We start from the raw sequence: 13,138 nt of genomic DNA, 5'->3' as shown, positions 1-13,138 counted from the left end.
TTCAGCATCCCCAGCGCAGCGCGGTGGTGTTGACGGGGGCATCCCACAGGCGGAGCATCTCGTCGTCGGCGCGCAGGAGGGTCAGCGAGCAGCCGGCCATGTCGAGGCTGGTGATGTAGTCGCCCACGAGCGAGCGGGCGACGGTGATGCCCTTCTCGGCCAGGAGGTCGGCCACATCGGCGTACACGCCGTAGAGCTCGATGAGGGGGCTTCCGCCGAGGCCGGTGAGCATGGCGATCACGGGGCCGCCGGTGAAGTCCAGGTCGGCGGTGATGGCCTCCACCATCTCGGCGGCGATCTCGCGGGCCGTGGCCAGCTGCTCACGCTTGCGCCCCGGCTCGCCGTGGATCCCGACGCCCACCTCCATCTGGTCTTCGGGCAGCTCGAAGCTCGGCTTGCCGACCGCAGGCAGGGTGCAGCTGGTCAGAGCGATACCCATCGAGCGGCCGCTCTCGGACACCTTCTCGGCCACCGCCTTCACCTCGGCGAGACTCTTTCCCTCGGCCGCGGCGGCGCCGGCGATCTTCTCCACGAACACCGTGGTTCCCACGCCGCGACGTCCGGCGGTGAAGGTCGAGTCCTGCACGGCGACGTCGTCGGCGACGACGACCGAGGCGGTGTCGATGCCCTGCTCGCCCGCCAGTTCGGCGGCCATCTCGAAGTTCAGCACGTCGCCGGTGTAGTTCTTGACGATGAACAGCACACCGGCGCCCCCGTCGACCTGGGTGGCGGCGGCGAGCATCTGGTCGGGGGTGGGGGAGGTGAACACCTCGCCGGCGCACGCGGCGTCGAGCATGCCGGCGCCGACGAAGCCGCTGTGGAGCGGTTCGTGGCCCGACCCGCCGCCGGAGATGAGGGCGACACGGCCGTCGCGGGGTGCTCCGCTGATCACGACGCGGTTGGTGTGGTCGACGGTGAGGTCGGGGTGAGCGGCCTCGACGCCCCGGAGCGCGTCGGCGAGGACGGATTCGGGGGTGTTGATGAGCTTCTTCATGAGCGGGTCTCCTCTTCGGTGAGTGCGTCGGTGAGAGTCGTGCGGTCGGCCTCGGTGCGGGCGATGACGGTGAACAGTGCGGCTGCGGCGATACCGGCCAGCAGCTCGGCCGCGATGTACACCGGCCACTGTTCCCAGAGCACCTCGCCTCCCAGCAGCGACTGGACGATCATCGGACCGGTCGTGCGAGCGGGGTTGATGGATGCTCCGGTGGCCGGGGCGACAGGGATGATGGCGGCGAACACGATGAAGCCGATGACGATGCCCGCGAAGCCGGGGGCGGCCTTGCGGTGGATGACACCGAACACCGTGAACACCAGCAGGAAGGTGCCCACGAACTCCGCGGTGAACGCCTGCCAGACGGGGATGTCGCCGTACGCGGCGATGCCGAGCCCGAGGTCGCTTGCGGTCATGCCCAGGACGCCGACGATGCCGAACGCCCCGAGGATGGCGCCGAGCACCTGGGCGATGAGGTAGCCGGGGACCTCACGCCACGGGAACTTCCCCGTGATGGCCAGGCCGATCGTGACGGCGGGGTTGATGTGGTTGCCCGAGATGTACCCGAACACGTAGACCGTGGCGACGACGACCAAGCCGAAGCTCAGGGAGATGAAGCCGAGGTCTGCGCCGCTGAACGGTTGGGTTCCGTTGACCATCGCGAGGGCCGGCACCGAGCCGACGCCGACGAAGACCAGGAACGCGGTGCCGAGGAATTCGGCGGCGAGTTTCTGCCACGTGCGATATTCGTCCATTGCTGGTTGTTCTCCTTCGAACGGGACGGCCGAGATGGGGATCAGATTCGATAATGTCGACTCGGCTTCGTCAATATCGAATATGCTCGTCCCCGACGGCGCTGTCAAGGGGCAAAATGGATGCACCGCGGCCCGCCGAGAACAGGAGCGACGATGATCCAATCGATCGACAGAGCTGCGCGCATCCTGAACCTGTTGCAAGGCGCACGCCGCCTCGGTATCAGCGATCTGGCGTCGGCGCTCGATCTACCGCCGTCGACGGTCCATGGGCTGGTGAAGTCGCTGTCGGCGCACGGGCTGGTCGCACAGGAGCCCGCAGGGAACCGGTACATGCTCGGACCGGCCCTGTTGCGGCTGTCCAGCGTCTACCTGGACACGCTCGATGTGCGTGCCCGGGCCTTGCGGCGGATGCACGAACTGTCCCTGGGTACCGGCTTGGCGTCGCGCCTGGGGGTGAACCTCAACGGTGACGTGTTGGTGATCCACCACGATCGCCGACCCGACGGCACCGAGCAGATGCCCGAGACCGGGTTGACCCTGCCGGCCCACGCCTCGGCGCTCGGGAAGGTCCTGCTGGCGTATGACGACGAGATGCGCGGGGATGTGCTGGTGCGAGATCTCGACGACCTGACGGAGAACACGGTGACCGACGCGGCGGCTTTGACCGCCGAGCTGCACGGGGTCCGCCGTGATGCGCTCGCCATCGAGCGGGAGGAGGCCGTGCTGGGAGATGCGGCGCTCGCCGCGCCGGTCGTCGACGAGTCCGGCAGCGTCATCGCGGCGGTGGGTGTCGCGCTTCCCGTCGAGGAGTTTCCGCCCCGCGACGCGGTGGTCCGGGAGCTGCGCGAGGCGGCGCGGAACATCTCGCGAGATCTCGGCGCCTCCTCCTGGCCGCCGCGCTGAGCGTTTCGATCAGGCGGGGCTGGTGAGCTGGATGAGGTTGCCGCACGTGTCATCGAGGACGGCGGTGACGACCGGGCCCATCGCCAGGGGATCCTGCGTGAAGCTCACGCCGCGGTCGCTGAGGGTGGCGTGGGTGGTGGCGACGTCGTCGACGGTGAAGGATGCGGCGGGGATCCCGTCAGCCATGAGCGCGGCCCGGTAGGTGCGTGCAGCCGGGTGCTCGTCGGGCTCGAGCAGCAGCTCGGTGCCGGTGGGTTCGTCGGGACTGACGACGGTGAGCCAGCGGTGCTCGCCGAGAGGGATGTCGTTCTTCGGGACGAACCCGAGCATGTCGGTGTAGAACGCCAGGGCCTTGGCCTGGTCGTCGACGAACACGCTCGTGAGGTTGATGCGGATGCCCATGTGATCGGTCCTTCGTCGGTGTCGGTCACCGCTCGGCGACCGACACCGACGCTAGGCACGTGGCTCCGTGCGTGTCAACAACGACGGTTCACCAGCCGGGATACGGGTGCGAGGCGCGGCTCGGGTCGTCGAAGGCGGCCACGTCGATGCGACGGAGGTCGGGGGCGAGCACACGGACGGCGTGGGTCCCCGCCTGGCGCACCTCGTCGGTCGTGACATCGACCAGAACCGTCCGCGCCGATCGGGTGAGCGCCTCCCACGGCGACGGTCCGGCCCCGGTCGCGGGCCCGCCGACATCGACCGACGCTTCCGGAGCGGCGGGGGTCACACGGCGCCGCGTGTCTGCCACCACGCGCGGGTCGAGGCCGCGCTGCAGATGGCACATCGGATCGATGAGGCGACGGGTGTCGGCGAACGCGTCGGCGTAGCGGCGGTCGGGGTCGAACGGCATGAGCCCGGCGACGCCCCCGTTACCCAGCACGGCCGCGTTGCGGATCAGGCTCGTCTCGCCGGCGAGGTCGCGCGCGGACGCGTGCTGGATGAGGGCCGCGGCGACCGCGCTCTCGGTCGCGTCATCGGCCTCACGCGCGCACCCGAACCCCAGCGCGACCACGCCCTGATCCGCCGCGTCGACGACCGCCAGGCGCACCGGCACCCCGAACCGTGACGGGACCGCCAGGACCCGCAGGGACCACCCGCATCCGACCCATGCCTCCCGGACCGGACCTGGTGCGTCGACCTCGCGGAGGGCGTCGTCGCTTTCCCACCAGCGGGACACGGCGTCGTGGGCGATGAGATGCGCGGCGGCGCGGTCGCGGGCCTCCGCGGTGGTGAATCCGGCTCCGAGGCCGACGAGGTTGTGCCCGTTCGTGCGGGGGAGCGGATCGAGTTCAGAGGCGAGGTAGCCGGCGTGCACGAGGCTGAGCGGCACCCAGCAGGTGCGCCCGCACTCGTCTCCGCGCAGCCACCAGGTCGGGTCGTCGTCGCCGAGCCGGACGAAGGGGAACCCTGGATGTGTATGGAGTTCGGGCGGGTGCGGGCGCCATCGGTCGACCGTCAGCACCTCGTCGCCGGCCGCGCGCAGGCTCGTCGCGTCGGCGAGCCGGATCTGTCCCTGACCCAGGTACGCACCGCACAGGTGGGCCAGCCCGGAGCGGACCGCTTCGTCGTCGGGCGAGGCTCCGCCGCGGAACCCTCCGGCCGGGGCGAGGGGGTCGGGCTGGAACCTCTGATCCACACTCGTGAGATGGGGGAGCTCCGCGTGCAGATGCACGAAGCCGGGTGGGGCGTCCGGGTCGACGGGGCGTGCGGTGACGCGGGCGAGGATCCCGGTGACGGGGTCGACCAGTGGACGCGGTCGCCGGCGGTGCGCGCACCACGATGCCCCGTTCCACTCCTCCACCGCATCGTGCTCCCTCGCCGTCCCCGTGACGTCTGCGCCGGCCCGTAGCAGCGGGGTGATCTCGTCGCGGACGGCGGGCCCGGCGAGGGTGGCGGCGTGCGCGGGTTCGGCGATGGTCGCGCGCAGCATCCGGGACAGCTCCGCCGCATCGTGCGCCGAGTCACCCGGCGCCAGGGTGGTGCGGAAAAGGCGACCGGCGAAGAGGACGCCGACCGTCGTCTTCCGGCGCACCTTCGCGGCGAGAGTGCCCAACGCATCCAACCCGACGACCACCGGCGGCGTCTCGCGGCCGGTGACGAGGCGCCCCTCGCCGTCCTTGCCTTCGCCGTCGGAGCCGGCGGACTCGTCGCATTCCTCCCACCCGGGTGACGTGCCGAGGGTGGCGGGAAGTGCCGGGGCGTTCTCGGCGGATGCGCGCAGCCGATCAAGCGCCGCCTGGACGGCCGGGGCGTCGATCTGTGACGGCGGGGCCTCCAGCACCCACCGGCGACCGCCCCACGCGCTCACCAAGAGTCGATCCTCGCCGAGCGCGTGCACGCTCAGGGGGGTCATGCGTGCGGGATCGGGAAGTGGTTGAGCTCGTCTTCGGCGAGCGGACGGGTGCGCCAGCCCAACTCGACGGCGAGGTCCTGCACGCGCCCGCCGCCGAGGAAGGGGAACGCGGCGGGGGCGTTGCCGACCGTGCCCGGGACGATCGCCCGCACGACGGCCATGCCGGTGCTGGCGATGTCGGGGGAGGTGATGTCGACGACGATGACCTCGTGCCCGGCCGCCTCCAGCGCGCGGCGGTAGGCATCCGGCGTGCGGGATTCCAGCCGCGGCGCGTCAGCGAGCGTGCGGGTCACGGGGCGTTCCAGCAACGGGGCCACACGGCGCACCGCCCGAGGATCGAGGTGCACCTGCTGCTGCACCATCAGGTCGTCGCAGTCGCGCATGTCCTCCCGGTACGAGTCGAGGTAGGCCCGGTCGGCGCGCCAGGGCTTGAACGAACGGCTGTTGAGCTCTCCGCGGGACATGGCGTCCCAATGCGCCCCGTCGGCGCGCAGCAGGTCGCGGCTGCCCTCCTGGAGCGTGCAGGCCTCGGTCCAGGCTTTGAGGGCGGCGGCTTCGGGGGTGTCGCGGCAGGCGAAGCCGACGTTCACGAGCGTGTCGAGGTCGTTGTGGAGCACGCCGGCGGCCACCGGGACCCCGAATTCGTTGTCGATCATGATCAGGGACGGGCGCTGTCCTGCCTCGGCGGGTATGTCCTCCCACACGGCGCCGAGGGCGCCGGGGTCGGTCGCGTCGAGGGGTTGGGCGTTCAGCCACCAGACCATGGTCGCGTGGCGTTCGATGATCTCCTCGAGGGCCGACGTGATGGCGTAGTCCATCGTGGGGCCGGCGGCGATCCCCGCGAAGGGGCAGAAATTGGTCACCGGTGCGGCGGAGTATCCGGCGGTGAACCAGTTGACGTAGACCATGCTGGCCGGCACGAGGAGGTCTTCCCCGGTCGTGAGCGAGCGCCCCGGCACCCAGTGCATCTCGAGGTCGTGCGTCATGCGGGCGAACGGGAACCCGGGGGTGTCGTACTGCCGGTCGGAGTAGAGCACGAGGTGATCGGGGTCGAGGACCCGCATCGGGCCACGGCTCAGGGCGTCATAGCTGGCGAAGGTGACCGGCAAGGTGTCGAGGAGGTTGCCGCAGTACCGTTCCGCGGCCTCCCCGATGGCGCTGGCCCGCGCCTGTTCGGGGTCACCGAACGCGGCACCCTGGCACGAGGTGTTGTTGGCCCACCGCGAGACGCGACGCATATTGCACACGTCGCTCTGCGCGGTCGCGAGGGAACGGGGGATGCTCGGGTGGTGGGTGACGTCCCTGGTGCGTTGGACGATCCCGGTCACCGGGTCCACGAGGTCGCCGGGCGCATGCGGGTGCGCGGCGCTGATGACGCTGTCAGGCAGCGGGAGGACGGGGTGGCGCACGGCAGAACCATCGGGTGAGACATCGAAGACGGTGTCGCCGACCCGTTCGTCGGTGAGGATGTCGCGGGCCGCCCGCATCGCGATGTCCAGCCGGTGTGGCGGCAATCCCGCGTCGCCGCCGACGGCGGGCGTGCGAAGTGCGCGGTGTGCGGCGGCGTCGAAGGCCGCGGCGGTGCGGCGCGCGGCGAAGTCTTCGTAGTTGGCGCCTACGCCGGGTGTCACGAACGGGCCGACCCACACGTGTGAGCGGGTGACCTCCACGGCCACCCACGGCGTCCGGGCGTCGCTACACAGCCGATCCAGTGCGATGAGAGTGGCGTCATCGCCTCCGCGCACAGCGAAGACGAGCAGTTCACCGGTGCGGAAGGCGCGATGCACCACCCGCTGCCAGTCGTCGGCCGGCATCGCCCGCAGCGGTCTCGTCGAGGCCTGTTGCAGGCTTGCCACGACGATCGGGTCGCCGGTGAGCAGGAGGTCTCCCGCAGAGGCGTCCGAGCCGTCGCTCTCGTCCCACCTCGGCGGTGCGTCGGGGAGGATCCCCGCGTCGTCGGGTACGTGGAAGGCGCCGTCGCGTTCGAGGACGTCGCGGAGCAGACTCCCCGCCTCGTCCCACCCCTCCGCGAGAGCGGGGGAGGCGTGCCCGCTCGCCCACGCGTCGACCATGCGCAGCGCCGTCGCGGCGTCGATGTCGACGGTGAATGACGCGCCGGTCGGCGTGGTCAGCAGGCTCTGTGCCGGGCCGAGGGCCCGGATCTCGACGCGGGCGGTGGCTGTGGTGGATGGGGCGGACATGGCGACTCCTCGGTCACGGGCGGGGAAGGGGGGCTGCGGCACGTGGATGGGCGCGGGCGCCCCGTTCACACGGGACGCCCGCGGGACGATCACGACCAGGCGAAAGCGGTCGAGACGTGTCCGTGGTTGTTGGCGTTGGGTGCCAGGATCTGCTCTTCCGAGCGCTCCGTGGCGACCTCCGAAACGGCGATCTGCTGCATGTGTTTCACCTCCTTCCGGGGGGCGTGGCGGTGCCGGCGAGGTCCGCCGGCGGGGCTTGGTCGTGGGCGATGAGGGTGCGGTAGGCGTCCTGGGTCGCGAGCAGGTCGGCGTGCGCGCCGTCGGCGACCACGCGACCGTCTTCGAGGAGCACCACACGTGGCGCGCGGCGGATGGTCGACACCCGGTGGGCGATCACGATCGTCGTGCGTCCGTCGCGGAGGCGTGCCACCGCATCGGCCAGGTCGGCCTCGCGGACGGTGTCGAGTTGGGCGGAGGCTTCGTCGAGGATGAGCACCGCCGGATCGCGCAGGAGCACCTGTGCGATGGAGAGGCGTTGGCGCTGGCCCCCCGACATCGTCGCGCCGCGGTCACCCACCCGGGTGTCGAGCCCGTCGTCCCATGCGCGGACGGTGTCGGCGAGACCCGCGTCGGTCAGCGCGCGCCACAGCGCCGTCTCAGTGGCGTCGGGGTCGGCGAGGAGCAGATTGCTGCGCACGGTGCCTCGGAAGACGAACGGGCTCTGCGAGACCAGCGCGACTTCGTGGCGGAGGGAGGTGCCTTCGATATCGCGCAGGGAGACGCCGTCGAGGGTCACGGTGCCCGTGTCGGCGCGCCAGAGGCCGGCCAACAGTCGCGCCACGGTCGTCTTACCGGCGCCGGAACCACCGACCAGGGCGACCGTCTCGCCGGCGGCGATCTCGAGGTCGAGTCCGCGCAGCACGGGCGGGCCGCCGGTATACGAGAAGGTGACGGCGTCGAAACGCACCGCTCCGTGCCGTGGGGCCTCGCGAAGTGCTCGCGGCGCGGGCTCGTCGTCGACCTCGTCGAGGAGGGAGAGGACGCGAGAGGCCGCAGCGGACATCTCGCCCAGGCGCTGCACCATGACGAAGGCTCCCGCGGCGGGGACCACGGCGGCGGAGACGAGCACGAGGGCCACGGGGATGACGACGGGGTCGACGGTGCCGGCCGCGGCCCCGGCCATCAAGGCGACCAGGAAGCTGAGGCTGGTGGTGGCGACGATGATGTCGGCGAGTGCGGATTCGCCCGCGGCACGCATCGCGAAACCGCGTTTGGCGCGCTGGACGTCCGCCGTCCGGGCGAGCACCTGTTCGCGGTGATAGTCGGTGAGACCGAGCGCGGTCAACTCGCGGCGGGCTTCCGCGCCTTCGAAGGAGACCGCCTGCAGGTCGCCCAGCCGGGCGCGGATGCGTGTTCCCTGTGCGACCTGCACGCGGGCCAGGACCCAGGGGACGGCCAGCAGCAGGGCGACACCGGCGGGGACGATCAGTCCGATGGGTCCGGTGATGGCCACCAGGGCGACGGACACCAGGGCCGGTGACACGATCGCGTTGACCCCGGAGCCGAGCGTGTGGGCGTAGAACCACTCCAGTGTCTCGACGTCGTTCATCGCGGTGCCCGCGACCTCGCCGGTGCGTCGGGTGCCGGTGCGGGCGGGGACGATCCTCTCGACGGCGTCGTAGACCCGCATGCGCAGCGCGGCGATGACGCGATAGGCCAGCACGTGGCTGAGCCAGGACTCGATCCAGGTGAACACCGCCGCGGCGATCACCGCGGCGACCAGGCCCACCAGGAGGGCGACGACCAGGCTGTGCGGCGTGTCGGCGATGACGCTGGTCGCGACGGCCGTCGACAGCCCCGCCGCGGCGGCGGTGGCCGCTTGGAACGCCGTCATCGACAGCGTGGAGCGCAGGAACAGGCCACGTTCGTGACCGACCTCGTCCAGAAGACGCACGACGGGGCGCAGGAGGGCGGTGGAGGAGGTCACGCTGCGACCTCCTCGGCCTGGGCGGTGTGGAGCCGCCAGAGGGTTCCGCGGCGCTCGAGCAGCTCGTCATACCCGCCCTGCTCGACCACCTGCCCGCCGTCGACGACGACGACCAGGTCGGCGTCGCGGATCGCGGTGAGGCGATGGGCGATGACCACGAGGGTCCGCGCGCCGCCCGCGCCGCCCGCGTCACGGAGGGTCGTCAGTAGCGCACTTTCGCGTCGCGCGTCGAGGGCGGAGGATGCCTCATCGAGCAGGAGGACGGGGGAGCGGCGCAGCAGTGCGCGGGCGATCGCGACGCGTTGGCGTTGGCCCCCGGAAAGGAGTGCGCCGCCGTCACCGACGGGCGCGTCGAGTCCGCGCTCGACCAGTTCGGCGGCCTGCGCCTGCTCCAGCGCGTCGATCAGCGACGCGTCGTCGCTGTCGGGGGCGACGACGGTGAGGTTCTCGCGGAGTGTGCCGGCGAAGATCACCGGATCCTGCGAGACGAGGGAGACCGGCGGTACGCCGACGATCCTGTCGAGTGCCACCGACCCGGTGGCCGGGGCGAGAAGGCCCAGGATCGTGTTGGCGACGGTGGACTTGCCGGCACCCGAGGGGCCGACGATCGCGGTCAGTCGCCCACGGGGGACGCGGAGGGTGAGATCGTGCAGGGCGTCGTGCGCCGCGCCCGGGTACCTCACGGTCACGTGGTCGAGTTCGACGGCGATCGATGCGTCCGGCGGAGTCTGCGGAGCGGGAGCCGGCGCGGTCTCGACGGGCGCGTTCAGTTCGGCGAGGATCCGGGATCCGACCGTGACACCCAGGTACCCCGCGTGCCAATGGTTGGAGAGGTCGCGGAAGGGGCGGAAGACCTCGAAGCCGATGAGGGTGACCGCGAACAGAGCGGAGGGGGCCAGCGTGCCCGCCCAGACGCGCGTGACTCCGACCGTCAGGACGAGGGCGGGGCCGGCCACGAGCAGGAAGCCGGTCAAACCGGACTCGACCAGGGACAGCCGCACCTGGCGGAGGGTCGCGGCCAGCAACGAGTCGCTCGCGCGGTCGAGCTCGTCCCGACGGCGACCGGCGGCGCCGAGGAGCTTGAGGGTCTCCATGCCGCGCATCGCGTCGACGACGTCGGCGTGGAGTGCCGAATAGGCACCCCAGTGCTCTTCGCCGCGTCCCTTGAGCGCACGGTCCCACAGTCGGGGGATGAAGGGCACCAGGAGAGCCGTTGCGCCGGCGACGACGCCGACGACCGGGTCGATGGCGATGAGGATCCCGACGGTGACCACCGCGGTGACGCCGGTGACGAGGACCTGGGGCAGGTATCGGGTGACGTAGGGCTCGAGGTTCTCGACGCCGTCGACCAGGAGCGCATGTCGCGAGCCGATGCGTTCCGTGCCCGGTGCGAACGGTCCGCGTGCGGTCTCGTGGTCGAGGATGCGGCCGCGAAGCCGTCGCTTCATGCGCGAGGCGACATGGTGCGCGACGAGCTCACGGGAGGCCGTGCCCACGGGCCGGAGCAGCAGCGCTGCGGCGAGGATCAGCAACGGCAGGACCAGGGCGGTCGGGGAGAGCCCGTCGAGGATGCCACTGAAGACCGACGCGGTGGCGAGCGCCTGGGTGATCGCGAGTGCGCTCAGCGCGAGGCCCACCGCGGCGCCCGCCGCGATGCCGAGGCCGTGGGGGCTCACCAGGCGCACAAGAGCGAAATTGACCATGGGTGACCCTCTGCTAACGTGCTAACGACAATCATTATCAAGAACGGTGCTCGACAAGTTGTACACGACTTCTGCCCCCCGATGCCAGCGGTGACCGTGGCGCCCCCGGCGCCCGCCGCGGCAGCGCGCGCGACACGCCGTCGGAATCTTCTGCTGACCATCGCGCTCGCCGTCGCCACGGCCGTCGTGGCCGTCGTGGCAGTCGGGATCGGCCCCGTGGCGATTCCGCCCGACGTCGTCGCCCGCATCATCGCGGGGGAGATCGGTCTCGGTCCCGCGCAAGCGTCGTCGACTTCCGATCACTCGATCGTGTGGATGATCCGCGTCCCCCGGGTGTTGCTCGGCCTGTTCGTCGGAGCCGCGCTCGCGGTTGCCGGAGTCGTGATCCAGGCGTTGGTGCGCAACCCGCTGGCCGATCCGTATCTGTTGGGCATCTCGTCCGGAGCCTCCACCGGTGCCGCCGCGAGCATCCTGTTCGGCATCGGCGGCTCCCTCGGGGCGATCGCCCTCACCGGCAGCGCCTTCGTCGGCGCGCTGGCCGCGATCGTGCTGGTCCTTTCGATCGCCCGCATCGGCGGGCGGTTGATCACCTCGCGCCTCGTGTTCGCGGGGATCGCCGTGGGCTTCGCCCTGACCGCCCTGACCAACTTCCTCGTCTTCGCCGGGCAGACTCGCGACGGTGCGCGCGCGGTGATGTTCTGGATGCTCGGCTCGCTCGCGCAGGCACGCTGGGCATCCGTGCCGCTGCTGGTCGTGCTGGTCGTGGCCGCGTTCGTGATCTTCCTGGTCTGGGCCCGCCGCTTCGACGCCCTGGCCATCGGCGACGACACCGCGCTGGCCCTCGGAACGCATCCGACCCGTTTCCGTGCGGCCGCGGCCCTGGTGGTCAGCATCGCGGTCGCCGCGGCCGTGGCGGTCTCGGGTCTCATCGGCTTCGTCGGACTGGTCGTGCCGCACATCGCCCGACGTCTGGTCGGTGGCCGCCACAGCATCCTGTTGCCCGTTTCGGCACTCATCGGCGCGGTGCTGTTGGTCGCCGCAGACGCCCTCGCCCGAGTCGCCTTCGCGCCACGTGAACTTCCGCTGGGCATCGTCACCGCCCTGATCGGCACGCCACTGCTGATCGCCCTGGTGCGCCGCACCATCACGCGCTGACCGCCTCGCCGCGTCACATCGACTCAGACCCTGTCCCGAAAACACCCGAAAAAGAGAGAAGGAACCACATGTCCCTCCCCACACCACTGCGACGGGCGAGCTTCGGCGCCCTCGGCCTGGTCGGCGTGCTGGCGTTCGCCGCGTGCAGCACCGACGCCGAGCCGGTATCGGTCGAGACCGAGGCGGTCGCCGTCGAAGAGACGGTGTACCCCGTCACGATCGTCAACTGCGGCGAAGACCTCACCATCGACTCCGAGCCGGAGAGCGTGCTGACCATCGGCACCTCGGCGGTCGCGCTGGTCGATGCCGCCGGTGCGTCGGACCGGATCATCGCCCGTGCCGGCGAGTTCGGTGCCGACCTGCCCGCCGGGCTGTCGAACCCGCCGGAGGACGTCGAGATCGTCGACCCCTCCGACCCCGCGATCGAGGCGATCGTCGGGACCGAGGCCGACATCATCGTCGGATACGGACTGTTCAACGCCTCCGATGAAGACGTGGCCGCCGTCGGCATCCCCAACGTCGTCATCGACGGTGAGTGCAGCCACGATGCGGCCCTGACCGACAAGACCGACTTCGACGCGATCTTCGCCGACGTCGAGCGGCTGGGTACCGTGTTCGACACCAGCGAGGTCGCGGAGGCGAATGTCGCCGCGCTGCGTGCCGAGGTCGACGCGCTCAGCGATGTGGACACCTCGCAGAACGCCGGCGAGAGCGCTGCGGTCGTGTACTACTTCTTCGACGGGGCGACCATGTCGGCCCGTGGCGGACAGGGCATCGCCGACGACGTGCTCGCGCGCGCCGGGTTCGACAACGTCTACGGCGACGAGCCGTCGGTCTACCTCGAGGCCAACATCGAGACGTTGCTCGACGCCGACCCCCACACGATCGTGCTGGCCTACGGCCTGTACGGCGAGAGCTTCGACGAGGCGCTGGCGCTGTTCCTGGCTGAGCCGGGCGCGGAGAACCTCACCGCCGTGCAGGAAGACCGTGTGATCGGCGTGCTCGCTTCGGACCTCGCGCCCGATCCGGGTGCGGTGCGCGGTCTCGAGCAGGTGCTCGTGGGCACCGGCGCACTCGAGGGATGATC

10 protein-coding genes are annotated in these 13,138 nt (G+C 71.0%); 3 read left to right on the top strand and 7 right to left on the bottom strand.

Features of this window, described 5'->3' with window-relative positions; all coding sequences use genetic code 11:
• Position 1: 1 nt before the first annotated feature.
• Entirely contained in the window at positions 2-994 is a 993-nt protein-coding gene (dhaK, locus tag ABD204_RS12865; RefSeq protein ID WP_194424505.1) for a dihydroxyacetone kinase subunit DhaK, read from the bottom strand.
• Positions 991-1,746 carry an MIP/aquaporin family protein gene (locus tag ABD204_RS12860; RefSeq protein ID WP_194424506.1) on the bottom strand — a complete coding sequence of 252 codons (756 nt, stop codon included), beginning with the start codon at positions 1,744-1,746 and terminating at the stop codon, positions 991-993. Before ABD204_RS12860 ends, dhaK begins: the two co-directional genes overlap by 4 nt.
• Positions 1,747-1,899: 153 nt before the next feature.
• Here ABD204_RS12860 and ABD204_RS12855 point away from each other — a divergent pair, with 153 nt between their 5' ends.
• Complete coding sequence (locus tag ABD204_RS12855; RefSeq protein WP_194424507.1) at positions 1,900-2,649, top strand: IclR family transcriptional regulator; 750 nt, start codon at positions 1,900-1,902, stop codon at positions 2,647-2,649.
• A gap of 9 nt (positions 2,650-2,658) precedes the next feature.
• Here ABD204_RS12855 and ABD204_RS12850 read toward each other — a convergent pair whose 3' ends face one another.
• The 5 genes from ABD204_RS12850 to ABD204_RS12830 all read right to left on the bottom strand — a co-directional run bounded on the left by ABD204_RS12850 (position 2,659) and on the right by ABD204_RS12830 (position 10,896).
• Positions 2,659-3,051, bottom strand: a complete 393-nt coding sequence (locus ABD204_RS12850) for a VOC family protein (RefSeq protein WP_206697366.1) — start codon at positions 3,049-3,051, stop codon at positions 2,659-2,661.
• 88 nt (positions 3,052-3,139) lie between these two features.
• Positions 3,140-5,005: a YcaO-like family protein gene (locus ABD204_RS12845; RefSeq protein WP_194424508.1), complete on the bottom strand. Its 1,866-nt coding sequence runs from the start codon at positions 5,003-5,005 to the stop codon at positions 3,140-3,142.
• Positions 5,002-7,206 (bottom strand): YcaO-like family protein, encoded by a 2,205-nt coding sequence (locus ABD204_RS12840; protein WP_194424509.1) that lies wholly within the window; start codon positions 7,204-7,206, stop codon positions 5,002-5,004. Before ABD204_RS12840 ends, ABD204_RS12845 begins: the two co-directional genes overlap by 4 nt.
• 205 nt (positions 7,207-7,411) lie before the next feature.
• Entirely contained in the window at positions 7,412-9,193 is a 1,782-nt protein-coding gene (locus tag ABD204_RS12835) for an ABC transporter ATP-binding protein (protein ID WP_194424510.1), read from the bottom strand.
• Complete coding sequence (locus ABD204_RS12830) at positions 9,190-10,896, bottom strand: ABC transporter ATP-binding protein/permease (protein ID WP_194424511.1); 1,707 nt, start codon at positions 10,894-10,896, stop codon at positions 9,190-9,192. The genes ABD204_RS12835 and ABD204_RS12830 overlap by 4 nt, the downstream gene beginning before the upstream one ends.
• Positions 10,897-10,977: 81 nt before the next feature.
• Between ABD204_RS12830 and ABD204_RS12825 the strand changes: the two genes are divergently transcribed.
• Entirely contained in the window at positions 10,978-12,051 is a 1,074-nt protein-coding gene (locus ABD204_RS12825) for a FecCD family ABC transporter permease (protein ID WP_194424512.1), read from the top strand.
• A gap of 68 nt (positions 12,052-12,119) precedes the next feature.
• Positions 12,120-13,136 (top strand): ABC transporter substrate-binding protein, encoded by a 1,017-nt coding sequence (locus ABD204_RS12820; RefSeq protein WP_194424513.1) that lies wholly within the window; start codon positions 12,120-12,122, stop codon positions 13,134-13,136.
• Positions 13,137-13,138 lie beyond the last annotated feature (2 nt).

Source organism: Microbacterium aquimaris (assembly GCF_039531285.1).
Classification (GTDB): Bacteria; Actinomycetota; Actinomycetes; order Actinomycetales; family Microbacteriaceae; genus Microbacterium; species Microbacterium aquimaris.
This window is presented reverse-complemented; position numbering and strand designations above follow the sequence as displayed.